This is a genomic window from Variovorax sp. ZS18.2.2 (genome assembly GCF_024701975.1).
Taxonomy (GTDB): domain Bacteria; phylum Pseudomonadota; class Gammaproteobacteria; order Burkholderiales; family Burkholderiaceae_C; genus Variovorax.
Genome location: NZ_JANLNM010000002.1, coordinates 121071 through 136607 on the forward strand (window position 1 = coordinate 121071; position 15537 = coordinate 136607).

A 15537-nucleotide genomic window follows, 5' to 3' on the forward strand; every position below is an offset into this window, starting at 1 on the left:
AAAATCCATGTCCGACATCCAAGACATCTCCACGCGCCGTGCCAACCTGACGGCGGAACAACGCGCGAAGCTGGCGCAGCGCCTGCGCGGCGCGGGCAGCGCCGACCGTCCCGAGCGGTCGTCGATTCCGCGGCGCTCGGCGGGCGAGCGCATCGCCTTGTCCTTCGCGCAGCAACGGCAGTGGTTTCTGTGGAAGCTGGACCCGGCGGGCACCGCCTATCACCTGAGCGGCGGCCTCGTCCTCGATGGCAGCCTCGACGCCGAGGCGCTGCGCGCCAGCGTGCAGGCGCTGGTCGATCGCCACGAATCGTTGCGCACCGTCTTCCGTGAAGCCGGCGACGGTGAGGTGGAACAGGTCGTCCAGGAGACGGCCGACATCGCGCTGTCCTGCATCGACCTGGTTGCGTTGGATGGCGCGGCGCGCGATGCGGCGATCCAGCAGGAGGTGCGGCGCATCTGCACCGAGCCCTTCGATCTCACGCGCGGCCCGCTGATGCGCGCCGTGCTGCTGCGCACCGGCGCGCAAAGCCACCGGCTGCTGGTCGTGATGCACCACATCGTGTCGGACGGCTGGTCGGTCCAGCTCATCCTGGACGAGCTGGCCGTGCAGTACGCGGCGCGCGTGCAGGGCCAGGCGCCCGTGCATGCCGAGCTGCCGATCCAGTACGCCGACTACGCCCTCTGGCAGAGCCAGTGGCTGGCCGAGGGCGAGGGCGAGCGCCAGCTCGGCTGGTGGCGCGGTCACCTGGGCACGGAGCAGCCGGTGATCTCGCTGCACACCGATCACCCGCGCAAGGCCGATGGCCGCTATCGCGCGGCGCACCACACCTTCGCGCTGCCCGCCGACACCATCGAGCGGCTGCGGCAGCAGGCGCAAGGGCAGGGCGCGACGTTGTTCATGGCGCTGCTCGCCGGCTTCAACGCGCTGCTGTTCCGCCACACGGCGCAGACGGATGTGCGCGTCGGCGTGCCCATTGCCAACCGCAACCGCGCCGAGACGGCGGGGGTCGTCGGCTTCTTCGTCAACACCCAGGTGCTGCGCTCGCGGATCGATGCGCGCATGACGTTGGCCGATCTGCTGGTGCAGACCCGCGACGCCGCCATCGGCGCGCAGACGCACCAGGACCTGCCTTTCGAGCAACTGGTCGGCGCGCTGCAGCCCGAGCGCAGCCTGAGCGCCAATCCGCTGTTTCAGGTGATGTTCAACCACCTGCGCCGCGACCATCGCTCGCTGGCCGAGTGGCCCGGCGTTGCCGTGCAGCGGCTGGACTTCGAGGAAGAGGGCGCGCAGTTCGAGCTGACCTTGCAGACGCTCGAACTCGAGGACGGCCGGGTCGACGCGACCATCCTCTATGCGTCGGAGTTGTTCGACGTGCAGACCATCGAGCGCATGGCCGGGCACTACCTGGCGGTGCTGCAGGCGCTGGCAAATGAGCCGCAGCGGGCGGTGAGCGATGTCGCGCTGCTCGACAAGACCGAGCGCGCGCAGCTTGCGTCGTGGAGCGAGAACACGCGCAGGCACGAAGGCGCGCAGCCGGTGCACCGGCAGATCGAGCAGCACGCACGGCAAACGCCCGATGCGACCGCGCTGCTGTTCGGCGATGAAGCGCTGAGCTACGGTGAACTCAATGCGCGGGCCAACCGTCTGGCCCACCACCTGATCGCGCTGGGTGTGAAGCCCGAGGCCCTCGTGGGCATCGCGGTCGACCGCTCGGTCGAAATGATGGTGGGCATCCTGGCGATCCTGAAGGCCGGTGGCGCCTACGTGCCACTGGACCCTGAGTACCCGGCCGACCGCCTGGCCTACATGGTCGAAGACAGCGGCATCGCGCTGCTGCTGACCCAGCGGCATCTGGGCAGCCTGATTCCCGGCAACGAAGCCCTGCAGGTGCTGGAGCTCGATACGCTCGATACGTCGTCCGAAGTGGAGACGGATCCGCAAGTCGCCCTGCACGGCGAACACCTCGCCTACGTCATCTACACCTCCGGCTCCACCGGCAAGCCCAAGGGCGCGGCGATCCGCCACGACGCCCTGTACAGCTGCATGGCCTGGATGCAGGAGACCTACCGCCTGACCGAGGCCGACACCGTGCTGCACAAGGCGCCGTTCGGCTTCGACGTCTCGTGCTGGGAGATGTTCTGGCCCCTGACCACCGGCGTGCGACTGGTGATTGCCAACCCCGGCGATCACCGTGACCCCGAGCGGCTGGTGCAACTGATCCAGAAGCACCAGATCACCACCCTGAACTTCGTGCCCTCGATGCTGCAGGCCTTCCTGGCGCACGAAGGCATCGAGGCCACCACGCGGCTGCGCTACATCATCTGCGGCGGCGAGGCCATGCCCGCGGCCACGCAGCGCGAAGCCCTGCAGCGCCTGAAGGGCGCCTCGCTGCAGAACCTGTACGGCCCGACCGAGACCACCATCCACGTCACGCAGTGGACCTGCCGCGACGACGGGCTGAGCCAGGTGCCGATCGGCCGGCCCATCAGCGACACGCAGGCGTACGTGCTCGATGCGCAGCTCAACGAAGTGCCCGCAGGCGTGGCGGGTGAGCTGTACCTGGGCGGGATCAACCTCGCGCGGGGCTATCTGAATCGCGCGGGCCTGACGTCCGAGCGCTTCGTGGCCACGAACAACGGCCAGCGGCTGTACCGCACGGGCGACCTCGTGCGCTGGAATGCGGAAGGCCAGATCGAGTATCTGGGGCGCATCGACCACCAGGTGAAGGTGCGCGGTTTCCGCATCGAACTGGGAGAGATCGAGGCGCAGTTGCTGGCACAGCCCGAGGTGCGTGAAGCGGTTGTGGTGGCCGACGAAGGTCCATCGGGCGCGCGGCTTGTTGGCTACGTCTCGGCACACGCGGGCCAGCAGATCGACGTGACCGCGCTGCGCGGCCGGCTGGGCCGGGCGCTGCCCGACTACATGGTGCCCGGCGTGGTGATGGTGCTGGAGCGCCTGCCGCTGAACGCGAATGGCAAGGTCGACCGCAAGGCGCTGCCGCGTGCGGAGTTCACGAGCGAGCGGGCGTACGAGGCGCCCGAGGGCGTGGTGGAGCAGGCGCTGGCGGCCATCTGGGCCGAGGTGTTGGGCGTGGCGCGCGTGGGACGCAACGACAACTTCTTCGAACTCGGCGGCGATTCGATCCTGAGCCTGAAGGTGGTCGCGCGCGCCCATCGCGCCGACCTGCACGCGAGCCCGCGCCAGATGCTCGAACACCAGAGCCTGACCGCGCTTGCACAGGCGGTAGAACGCGACGCAGCGGCCGAGGTTTCGTCGATCCCGGTGCTGCCGGCATCGCGGCGCGCGGGGGAGCTCGCACTCTCCCACGCGCAGTTGCGCCAATGGTTCCTCTGGCAACTCGATCCGACGAGCACGGCGTACCACATCAGCGGTGCGCTTCGACTCACCGGCACGCTCGATGTACCGGCGCTGCGCGCGAGTTTTGCGGCGCTGGTGCGGCGTCATGAATCGCTGCGCACGGTGTTCCACGCTGACGCGCAAGGCCTCGCACACCAGGTGATCCGGCAGGACGACGCGTTCGGCTACACGCTGGTCGACCTCGGCGCTTCGCCCGCCGATGCGCGCGAAGCGCTCGCCATGGCACAGGCGCAGCGCCTGAGCCAGGTGCCTTTCGATCTCGGCGCGGGCCCGTTGCTGCGCGTCGATCTGATCCGCCTGTCGGCCGAGGACCACCTGATGGTCGTGGCGATGCACCACATCGTCTCCGACGGCTGGTCGATGCAGATCATCGTGGACGAATTCGTGGCGCAGTACCGCGCGCACCTGCAGGGCCGATCGCCCGAACTGCCGCCGCTGCCGATCCAGTACGCCGACTACGCCGCGTGGCAACGCGACTGGCTCGAAGCCGGCGAGAAGGAGCGCCAGCTCGCGCACTGGAAGGCCCACCTGGGCACCGAACACCCGGTGCTGCAATGGCCGACCGATCGCGCGCGGCGCGTGGACGGCCGCTACAGCGTCGCCCGCCACGGCTTCGATCTGCCCGATGCGCTGGTCAAGGGGTTGCAGCAGCGCGCCCGGCAGCAGCAGGCCACGTTGTTCATGGCACTGCTCGCAGGTTTTCAGGTGCTGCTGCGCCGCCATACGGGGCAGCAGGATCTGCGTGTCGGCATCCCCATCGCCAACCGCCATCGGCCGCAGACCGAGGGCGTCATCGGCTTCTTCGTCAACACGCAGGTGCTGCGCGCCGTGGTGGACGATCGCACCCGCCTGTCGCAGGTGCTGTCGCAGGCCCGCGAGGCCACGCTGGGCGCGCAGGCCCACCAGGACCTGCCGTTCGAACAGCTCGTCGAGGCGCTCCAGCCGGAGCGCGTGCTGGGCGTGAATCCCTTGTTCCAGGTTCTGTTCAATCACCAGCGTGGCGACCTCAAGGCGCTGGAGCAACTGCCGGGACTGCGGCTGGCCGAGGTCGACACGGGCGGCCAGGCCGCCCAGTTCGAACTTACGCTGGAGACCAGCGAGAGCCCGGACGGACGCGTGCGGGCGAGCTTTGCCTACGCGGCGGAGCTGTTCGATGCCGTGACCGTCGAGCGCATGGCGGGGCACTACCTGGCGGTGTTGCAGGCACTGGCCGAACGCCCCGAGCAGGCGGCGAGCGAGGTGGCGCTGCTCGGCGCGGCCGAACGCGCGCAGCTCGCGGCTTGGGGCACGAATCCGCAAGGCCATCCCGATGCGACGCCGGTGCATCGCCTGATCGAGCAGCAGGTGTCACTGCACCCCGATGCCGCGGCGCTGGTCTTCGGCGAGCAGACGCTGAGCTACGGCGAACTCAATGCGCGGGCCAATCGCCTCGCGCACCACCTGATCGCACTGGGCGTGAAGCCCGAGGCCAAGGTGGGCATCGCGGTGGAGCGCTCCATCGAGATGGTCGTGGGCCTGCTGGCGATCCTGAAGGCCGGCGGCGCCTATGTGCCGTTGGACCCCGAGTACCCGGCCGAGCGGCTGGCCTACATGGTGGCCGACAGCGGCATCGCGCTGCTGCTCACGCAAAGCCACCTGAGCGTGCCCGGCCTCGAAGGCTTGCGGGTGCTGTCGCTCGACACGCTGGTGCTGGACGCCCAGCCCGCGCACGACCCGCAGGTCGCGCTGCATGGCGAGAACCTCGCCTACGTCATCTACACCTCCGGCTCCACCGGCCGCCCCAAGGGCGCAGCCAACCGGCACCGGGCGCTGCACAACCGGCTGGCCTGGATGCAGGCGGCCTACGGCCTGGACGGCAGCGACACCGTGCTGCAGAAGACGCCGTTCAGCTTCGACGTCTCGGTGTGGGAATTCTTCTGGCCACTGATGACCGGCGCGCGCCTGGTGCTGGCCAACCCGGGCGACCACCGCGACCCCGAGCGGCTGGTGGCGTTGATCCGCCAGCACCGCATCAGCACGCTGCACTTCGTGCCGTCGATGCTGCTGGCCTTCCTGGCGCACGAAGGCGTCGAGGCCTGCGAGAGCCTGGAGCGCATCGTCTGCAGCGGCGAGGCCTTGCCGGCCGAAGCGCAGAACGCGGTGTTCCAGCGGCTGCCGCGCGCGCGGCTGTACAACCTCTATGGCCCCACCGAGGCGGCGATCGACGTGACGCACTGGCAGTGCCGTGCGGACGGCCGCAACCAGGTGCCTATCGGTCGTCCCATCGATGGCCTCAAGGTCTGCGTGCTCGATGGCGCGCTGGGCCTCGTGCCCGAGGGCGTGGCCGGCGAGCTGTACCTGGGCGGTGTCGGCCTGGGGCGCGGCTACCTCGATCGCACGGGGCTGACGGCCGAGCGTTTCGTGGCCGATCCCTTCGATGACCAGGGCGGCCGGTTGTACCGCACGGGTGACCTCGTGCGTTGGAACAGCGAAGGACAACTGGAGTACCTGGGTCGCATCGACCATCAGGTGAAGGTGCGGGGCTTCCGCATCGAGCTGGGGGAGATCGAGGCGCAACTGCTGGGACAGCCCGCGGTGCGCGAGGCGGTGGTGGTAGCCAACGAAGGCCCCGCCGGGGCACGACTGGTGGGCTATGTGTCGATGCATGCCGGCCATGCGGCCGACATCGCCGGATGGAAGATCAGCCTGGGCCAGGCGCTGCCCGAGTACATGGTGCCGGCGACGATCGTGGTGCTCGAGACGCTGCCGCTCAATGCCAACGGCAAGGTCGACCGCAAGGCCCTGCCGTCGGCGGAATTCATCAGCGAGCGTGCGTACGAGGTGCCTGCGGGCGAGGTGGAAGAAAAGCTGGCGGCCGTCTGGGCCGAGGTACTGGCCGTGGCGCGTGTGGGTCGCCAGGACAACTTCTTCGAGCTCGGCGGCCATTCGCTGCTGGCGACCCAGCTCGTGGCGCGTGTGCAGGGCTTCGCGCAAGGCCGCCTCACGATCCGCGACGTCTTCCAGCATCCGACGCTCGCGACGCAGGCCGCTCTGCTGGCCGGCATGCCCGGAGAGGGCGCCACCGATCTGGCGCTGGCGGAAATCGATTCACTGCTTGACAGCATGGAGGCTGTTTGATGGAAACAACTGCGACCCGTCGCATTGCAGAGCGCTTTGCCCGGTTGCCCACCGAACAGCGCCGTGTCGTCTACCAGGGGATTCGCTCGAAGGGACTGACGCTCGACCAGTTTCCCATCCTCGCGCGCGAGGACTCGGCCTCGGACCGCTGCCATGTGTCCTATGCACAGCTGCGCCAGTGGTTCCTGTGGCAGCTGGACCCGCAGAGCACGGCCTATCACATCAGCGATGCAATCGAGCTGACCGGCGCGCTGGACGTGGATGCGGTACGAGCGAGCTTCGAAGCCCTGGTCAAGCGTCACGAATCGCTGCGCACGGTGTTCCGCGCCGATGCCGACGGATCCGCCGAGCAGGTGATCCGCGAGGACAGTGAGCTCGACTTCTCGCTGCTGGACCTGAGCCAGGCGCACATCGATGCGCGCGAAGCCATGGCCCACGAAGAGGCACGGCGCATCGGCGGCACGCCCTTCGACCTGACGCAGGGGCCGCTCCTGAGGGTCGGCCTGATCCGCCTGGCGCCGGATGTCCATGTGCTGGTGCTGGTGATGCACCACATCGTGTCGGACGGATGGTCGCTGCAGATCATGGTGGACGAGTTCGTGGCGCACTACCGCGCCCGTGTGCACGGCGAGGCGGTGGCATTGCAGCCGCTGCCGATCCAGTACGCCGACTATGCGGTGTGGCAGCGGCACTGGCTGGAGGCCGGCGAACAGGAACGCCAGCTCGCCTACTGGAAGGCGCAGCTGGGCGAGACGCAGCCGGTGTTGCAGTTGCCGCTCGACCATGCCCGCCAGCCCGACGCGCGCTACAGCGAGGCGGTCCATCGCATCGAACTGCCCGCGCCGCTGGTGCAGGCGCTGAACAGGCGCGTGCAGGGCCAGGGCGCGACGCTGTTCATGGCCCTGTTGAGCGCGTTCCAGGCGCTCCTCGCGCGCCACAGCGGGCAGGAAGACATCCGCGTGGGCGTGCCGATCGCGAACCGCCAGCGCGTGGAGACCGAAAGCGTGATCGGCTTCTTCGTCAACACGCAGGTGTTGCGCGGCGTGGTGGACCCCCGCGCAAGCCTGTCGCAGCTGCTGGCGCAGACCCGCGAAGCGGCACTGGGTGCGCAGATGCATCAGGACCTGCCGTTCGAGCAATTGGTCGAGGCCCTACAGCCCGAGCGCATCCCGAGCCTCCATCCGCTGTTCCAGGTGTTGTTCAATCACCAGCGCGCAGACTTCTCGGGTCTGAATGGCCTGTCGGGCCTTGCATTGGCGCCCTATCGCCTGGCCGCGCAGGCCGCGCAGTTCGAGTTGATGCTGGACACCGACGAGAGCCCCGATGGCCGGGTGCATGCGAGGTTTAGCTATGCGCAGGAGCTCTTCGACGCCTCCACCATCGAGCGCATGGCAGGGCACTACCTGGCGTTGCTGCAGGCGCTGGCGGACCATCCCGAACAGGCGCTGGGCGAGGTGGCGCTTCTGGGCGCTGCCGAGCGAGGTCAGCTTGCAGAGCGCGGGGTGAACGCGCAGCGCTACGAGGATGGTGAGCCGGTGCACCGCCTGTTCGAAGCGCACGCGCAGCGGACCCCGGATGCGCAGGCGCTGGTCTTCGGCGAGCAGGTGCTCAGCTACGGCGAGTTGAACGCGAGAGCCAACCGCCTGGCGCACCGGCTGATCGCGCTGGGCGTGAAGCCCGAGGCGCGGGTGGGCATCGCGGTGGAGCGTTCGGTGGAGATGATCGTGGGGATCCTGGCGATCCTGAAGGCCGGAGGCGCCTACGTTCCGCTGGACCCGGACTACCCGGCCGAGCGGCTGGCCTACATGGCCGAGGACAGCGCCATCGCGCTGCTGCTGACGCAATCGCATGTGGCCGCGCGGCTGCCGTTCAGCCGGACGCTGGCCACGCTGGAGCTGGACACGCTGGAGCAGTCCACACAGCCAGCACAACCCGCACAGCCCGCGCACGACCCGCAGGTCGCGCTGCACGGCGAGAGCCTGGCGTACCTGATCTACACCTCGGGCTCCACCGGGCGGCCCAAGGGCGTGGGCATCGCGCACCGCGCGCTGGTGCAGCACGCGCAGGAGTCGGTGCGTTTCTTCGGGCTGGTGCCCACGGACCGGATGCTGCAGTTCTCCACACTGAACTTCGACGGCTTCGTGGAGCAGACCTTCCCGCCGCTGGTGGCCGGCGCGGCGATCGTGCTGCGCGGCCCGCAGCTGTGGGACAGCGAGACCTTCTACCGCGAGCTGATCGACAAGCGCATCAGCGTGGCCGACCTGACCACGGCCTACTGGCTGCTGCTGGCGCAGGACTTCGCGCGGCACGGGGAGCGCTCCTACGGGGCGCTGCGCCAGGTGCATGCGGGCGGCGAGGCGATGCCGCCGGAGGGGCTCAATGCGTGGCGCCGGGCGGGGCTGGCGGGGATCACGCTGCTGAACACGTACGGGCCGACGGAGGCGACGGTGACCGCGTCGATCCTGGACTGCGCGCCGTACCTGGAGGAGGGTCATGAGCAGCCGCAGCGCATGCCGATCGGCACGCCGCTGGCGGGGCGAGCGCTGCGCGTGGTGGGGTCGGACTTCGGCCTGGTGCCGCAAGGCGCGGCGGGCGAGCTGTGCATCGGGGGAGCGCTGCTGGCGCGCGGCTACCTGGGGCGCGCGGGCCTGAGTGCGGAGCGCTTCGTGGCGGACCCGTTCGATGAGGCGGGAGGGCGGCTGTATCGCACCGGAGACCTGGTGCGGTGGAACTCGCAGGGGCAGCTGGAGTACCTGGGGCGCATCGACCATCAGGTGAAGATCCGGGGCTTCCGGGTGGAGCTGGGGGAGATCGAGGCGAGCTTGCTGTCGCAGCCCGGGGTGCGCGAGGCGGTGGTGGTGGCCAACGAGGGGCCCTCGGGTGTGCGGCTGGTGGGGTATGTGTCGGGCGATGCCATCGACACGGCGCAGCTGCGCCAGCGGCTGGGCGAGAAGCTGCCCGACTACATGGTGCCCGCGGCGCTGGTGGGGTTGCAGGCGTTGCCGCTGAACGCGAACGGCAAGGTCGATCGCAAGGCGCTGCCGGCGCCAGAGTTCACCAGTGCCCAGGCGTACGAGGCGCCCGAGGGCGAGGTGGAAGAGAAGCTGGCGCAGATCTGGGCCGAGGTGCTGGGCGTGCCGCGCGTGGGCCGCCAGGACAATTTCTTCGAACTGGGCGGTCATTCGCTGCTGGCGCTGCGGCTGTTGGAGCGCCTGCGCGTCCAGGGCTGGACGACGCAGGTGCGCACGCTGTTCCAGCAGCCCCAGTTCGGCGCCTTCGTCCAGGCGCTGGCGCAGGAGCCGGTGCAGCGCGAGGTGGCCGTTCCCTCCAATGGCATCCCGGCGGATTGCGTTGCGATCCAGCCGGAGATGCTGACACTGGTGGCGCTCGACGCTGCGCAGATCGCACGCATCGAGGCGGCGGTGCCGGGTGGAGCCGGCAACATCCAGGACATCTACCCGCTGGTGCCGATGCAGGAGGGGATGCTGTTCCACCACATGCTGCAGACCGAGGGCGACGCCTTCATCACGCTGGACAGCCTGGGTTTCGACAGCCGCGAAAGGCTCGAGAACTTCGTCGCCAGCTTCAATGAAGTGATCGCGCGCCACGACATCCTGCGAACGGCTGTCATGTGGGAAGACCTTCCCGAACCGGTTCAGGTGGTGCATCGCCAGGCCGTGCTCGAACTTGAGTGGCTGCCCGAGGCGCAATCGCCCGGAGCGAGCGTGTCGCAGCGGCTCGCCGCGCACGTCGACCCGGGCCGCCACCGCATCGACGTGCGCAAGGCACCGATGCTGCGGGCCGTTGCGGCCCATGACGCGGACAACGCGCGCTGGCTGCTCCAGTTGCCGAGCCATCACCTCGTGGCCGACCACACCACGCTGGAGCTGGTGGTCGAGGAAATCGGTCTGATCCAGCAAGGGCGGCGCTCCAAGCTGTCGACACCCGTGCCGTTCCGGCGCTTCGTCGGGCAGGCCAGGCTCCACACGAGCCAGGACGAGCACAAGGCCTTCTTCAGCCGGATGCTGGCCGACGTGGAAGAACCGACGGCACCCTTCGGCCTGCTCGATGTGCAGGGCGATGGCACCCGGGTGCGGGAAGCCTCGCGCACGCTGGACACGGCACTCGCCGTCCAGCTCAGGCGCCAGGCGCAGCGCCATGGAGTGAGCGCCGCGGCGCTGTTCCACCTGGCCTGGGCATTGGTGGTGGGCAAGACCACGGGTCGGGACGATGTCGTGTTCGGCACCGTGCTGTTCGGCCGCATGCAGGGCGGCGCGAATGCCGACCGGGCGCTGGGCATGTTCATCAACACCCTGCCGGTGCGTGTCCGCCTGGGAACGCAAGGTGTGCAGGCGTGCGTGCGCCAGACGCATGCCGTGCTGAGCGATCTGATGCATCACGAGTACGCCAGCCTGTCGCTGGCGTTGCGCTGCAGTGGCGTGCCGGAACGGATGCCGCTGTTCACCGCACTGCTGAACTACCGCTACGGCGCGCAGCCGGGAAAGACCGCCGAGCAAGGTCCGCTGTGGGAAGGCATGGAAATCCTCGGCAGCAGGGAGCGCACCAACTATCCGGTCGAGATCTCGGTGGACGACCTGGGCGAGGGCTTCGAGCTGATCGCGCAGATCCACGAGGCTGCGGACGCCGAGCGCGTGTGCAGCCTGATGGTCGCGGCCCTGGAGGCCATTGCGCAGGGACTTTCGAGCCAATCCGAGCAGCCGATCTGCGAACTCGACGTGATGTCCGAGGGCGAGCGGCACCAGCTTGCCGCGTGGGGCGACAACCCCTTGCGCTATGTCGAGGACGCGCCGGTGCATCGCCTGTTCGAGCGCCAGGCGGCGCGCAAGCCCGATGCGGTGGCGTTGGTCTTCGGCGACGAGACGCTGAGTTATGCGGCACTCAATGCCCGGGCCAATCGCCTGGCGCACTGCCTGATCACTCTGGGCGTGGGGCCGGAGACGAAAGTGGGGATCGCGGTGGAGCGCTCCATCGAGATGGTGGTCGGGGTGCTGGCGATCCTGAAGGCCGGCGCTGCCTATGTGCCACTGGACCCGGAGTATCCGGTCGACCGGCTGACCTACATGATGGCCGACAGCGGCATCGGCCTGCTGCTCACGCAGAGCCATCTGCGCACCCTGGTGCCGGGCACCGAAGCGCTGCAGGTGCTGGCGCTGGACACGCTGGACACCGGCAACCATTCCGACGCCGACCCGCGGATCGCGCTGCGCGGCGAGAACCTCGCCTATGTCATCTACACCTCCGGATCCACGGGAAAACCGAAGGGTGTGATGGTGCGCCACCTGGCGCTCAGCCACTTCCTGCTGAGCATGCAGGAGGCACCGGGCATGAGCGCGGACGACGTGCTGGTCGCGGTCACCTCGCTGTCGTTCGATATCGCCGCACTGGAGCTGTATTTGCCGCTGCTGAGCGGGGCGCGCCTCGTGCTGGCGTCCAGGGACGTCGTGCGCAGCGGAAGCGCGCTCGGCCAACTGATGGATGCGTGCGGTGCCACGGTGCTGCAGTCGACGCCCGCGGGCTGGCGGCTCCTGCGGACCACCGGCTGGAACGGCAGCCGGCTCGCGAACTTCAAGGGCCTGTGCGGCGGCGAGGCATTGCAGGCGGACCTGGCGCAGGATCTGCGGGCTGTCGGCGTCGAACTCTGGAACATGTACGGCCCGACCGAAACGACGATCTGGTCGACGGCGGCCGAGGTACAAGGCGGCCCGCGCATCGGCGGGCCGATCGCGGCCACGCAGCTGCGCGTGCTGGACGCGGCCTTGAATCCGGCGCCCGTGGGCGTGCCGGGCGAGCTGTTCCTCGGCGGCATCGGCTTGGCGCGCGGGTACTTCCAGCGCGCCGGACTGACGTCGGAACGCTTCATCGCGACCGCAGACGGCCAGCGCCTGTACCGCACCGGCGACCTGGTGCGCTGGAACAACGAAGGCCAGCTGGAGTACCTGGGCCGCATCGACCACCAGGTGAAGGTGCGGGGCTTCCGCATCGAGCTGGGCGAGATCGAGGCGCAGTTGCTGGCGCAGCCCGAAGTCCGTGAAGCCGTGGTGGTGGCCCGCGAAGGCGCGGGTGGCGCATCGCTGGCCGGCTACATCGCGCTGAAGGCGGGACACGTCGTGGAGACGGCTGCGCTGCGCGACCGGCTGGCGCAGGGGCTGCCCGACTACATGGTTCCGTCCGTCATCGTGGTGCTCGAACGCCTGCCGCTGAACGGCAATGGCAAGGTCGACCGCAAGGCGCTGCCCGCGGCGGAGTTCGCGAGCGAGCGGGTCTACGAGGCGCCCCAGGGCGCGGTGGAAGAGAAGCTGGCCGCGATCTGGACCGCGGTGCTGGGTGTGGCGCGCGTGGGGCGGCACGACGACTTCTTCGAGCTCGGCGGGCACTCGCTGCTGGCTGCGCAACTCGCGTCGCGGGCACGCGTCGAGGGCGGGTTCGACCTGCCGCTGCGCAAGATCTTCGAGCATCCGGTGCTGCGCCATCTCGCGAACGTCGCGCGAGGCACGGCTGGCGATGCGTCGCCGGTGAGCCCGCTGCCTGTGCTGCAGCCGGTGGCGCGCACCGGCGAAATGAAGCTCTCGCCCGCGCAACAGCGGCTGTGGCTGGTGGACCGGCTGACGGACGCGTCGACCGGCAAGCACGCGGCCTACAACCTGTCGGCTGCGCTGCGGTTGTCGGGCGCGCTCGACGTCGACCTGGTCCGCGCCACGCTCGATGCCCTCGTGCAGCGGCACGAAGTGCTGCGAACCAGCTTCCCCGAGAACGACGACGGCGACCCCGTGGCGCGGATTGCGCCGCAAGCCGGCCTCGTCGTTGCCCTGACGGATCTCTCGCACCTTCCGGACGCGTCGCAGGCCACTGCGGTGGACGATGCGCTGGCCGCGCATGCAGCCACCCCGTTCGAGTTGACTGCCCGGCCGGCCTTCGCGGCAGCGATCCTGCGCTTGCAGCCCGAGGTGCACGTGCTGCTCCTGTGCGTGCATCACATCGTGTTCGACGGCTGGTCGGAGGCCGTCTTCGTGCGTGACTTCATGGCCTTGTACGCGGCACTGCGGGAGGGACGGGATTCGCCGCTGCAGCCGCTCGCGATCCAGTACGCGGACTACGCCGACTGGCATCACCGCAAGCTCGCGCAGACTGCCGCACGCGACACGGCGTTCTGGCGCAGCTACCTCGAAGCCGCTCCGGCCCTGTCGACGCTGCGGCCCGATCACGCGCGGCCCAGCGTGGCGTCGGTGGCGGGCGATACGTTCGGCATCGACATCGGGCATGAACTCGCGCAGTCGCTGCGAGGCCTGGCGCGCGAACAGAAGACCTCGCTGTATGTGCTGCTGCTGTCGGCCTTCCTGCTCGTGCTGCACCGGCAGGGCGGGTCGGACGATCTGGTGGTGGGCACCGACGTCGCGGGGCGCGACCATCCGGCGCTTGAGGACCTGATCGGATTTTTCGTGAGCGTCGTGCCGTTGCGCTCCCGGCTCGCGCCCGCGCTGCCGTTCGCGCAATGGCTCTCGATGGTCAAGGAGAGCACGCTGTCGGCTTTCGAGCACCAGGACCTGCCGTTCGACCAGATCGTCGAACTGGTCGGTACGCCTCGCAGTCGTCAGCACAACCCGCTGGTGCAGGTGCTGTTCGTCATGCAGAACATGCCCGAAGGACGCTTCGAGATTCCCGGCATCGCCATCGAGCAGCTCCCGAAATCGGGGGCGACCTCGAAGTTCGACCTCGCGGTCTTCGTGAACGAGACCGAAGAGGGCCTGAGGGCCGAGTGGACCTTTGCCTCCAGCCTGTACCTGCGCGAAACCATCGAACGGACGTCCGCCGCGTGGCACGACCTCTTGCAGCAGGTGGTCGCGGCACCCGATGGCCTGCTGGAAAGTTTCTTCATTCAATCCAACCCGGAGAGAAAAACCATGTCATCCACTTCGCCCGCGCTGGGCAAATTGCAGAAGCTCAAGAAGGTCGTGAACAAGGATCGCGACATCCAGTCGGCACCGCGCTCGCCCGTGCGCACTTCTTTCCTGTCGGACCAGCGCACCTTTCCCCTGGTCATCGAGGCCACGAGCAGCGACATCGATGCGGTGGCATGGGCCCGGGAGCAGAGCCAGTACATCGAGGCCAGCCTCGGCAAGTACGGCGGCATCCTGCTGCGCAACTTCGGTCTGCGCACGCCGCAGGAGTTCGAGGCGTTCGCGGAAACCATCGAACCCGAGCTCTACGGCAGCTATGGCGATCTGCCGAAGAAGGAAGGCGGGCGCAGGACCTACCGTTCGACGCCGTACCCCGAGCGCCAGATGATCCTCTACCACAACGAGAGTTCGCACCTGGACCGCTGGCCGCGCAAGCAGTGGTTCTTCTGCGAGCTGCCCTCGCCCGTGGGCGGCGCCACGCCCATCGTCGATTGCCGCGAGATGCTGCGCCGCCTGCCGGCCGAGATGGTGGCCGAGTTCGAACGCAAGGAGCTGATGTACGTGCGTACCTTCCTGCCTCGCTTCGACGTGAGCTGGCAGGACTTCTTCAAGACCGACAGCAAGGCGGAGGTCGAGGCGCGCCTCGCGCTGGCCGGCACTGCCTGGCGCTGGCTGGACGACGACACGCTGCAGACCCGCAACCGCTGCCCGGCGGTGATCACGCATCCCGTCACGGGCGATCGCGTGTTCTTCAACCAGATCCAGTTGCACCACGTCAGCTGCCTGGAGGCCGATGTGCGCGAGGACCTGCTGGCCCTGGCGGGCGGCCTGGACAGCATGCCCCGGCATGTGACCTACGGCGACGGCACGCCGATCGACGACCAGACCATGGCGATCGTCGGCCGTGCCTACGAAGATTGCGCCGTGCGATTCGACTGGCGCCAGGGCGACGTGGTGATGCTCGACAACATGCTCGCGGCCCATGCGCGGGACCCGTACGAGGGGCCGCGCAAGATCGTGGTCGCGATGGGTGCGATGTGCGACCGCGCCACGCTGGCGCAGATCCCCGCGGCTGATGCGAAGGCGCTCGGTGCCGCCCCGCAGGCCGCTGCGTTCGAGGTCTGA

2 protein-coding genes are annotated in these 15537 nt (G+C 68.9%); both read left to right on the forward strand.

Annotated elements, in window-relative coordinates:
- Positions 1-7 precede the first annotated feature (7 nt).
- A complete protein-coding gene (locus NU688_RS11070; RefSeq protein WP_257860653.1) occupies positions 8-6496 on the forward strand; it encodes a non-ribosomal peptide synthetase in 6489 nt (2162 codons plus the stop codon).
- Entirely contained in the window at positions 6496-15537 is a 9042-nt protein-coding gene (locus tag NU688_RS11075; protein ID WP_257860654.1) for a non-ribosomal peptide synthetase, read from the forward strand. The genes NU688_RS11070 and NU688_RS11075 overlap by 1 nt, the downstream gene beginning before the upstream one ends.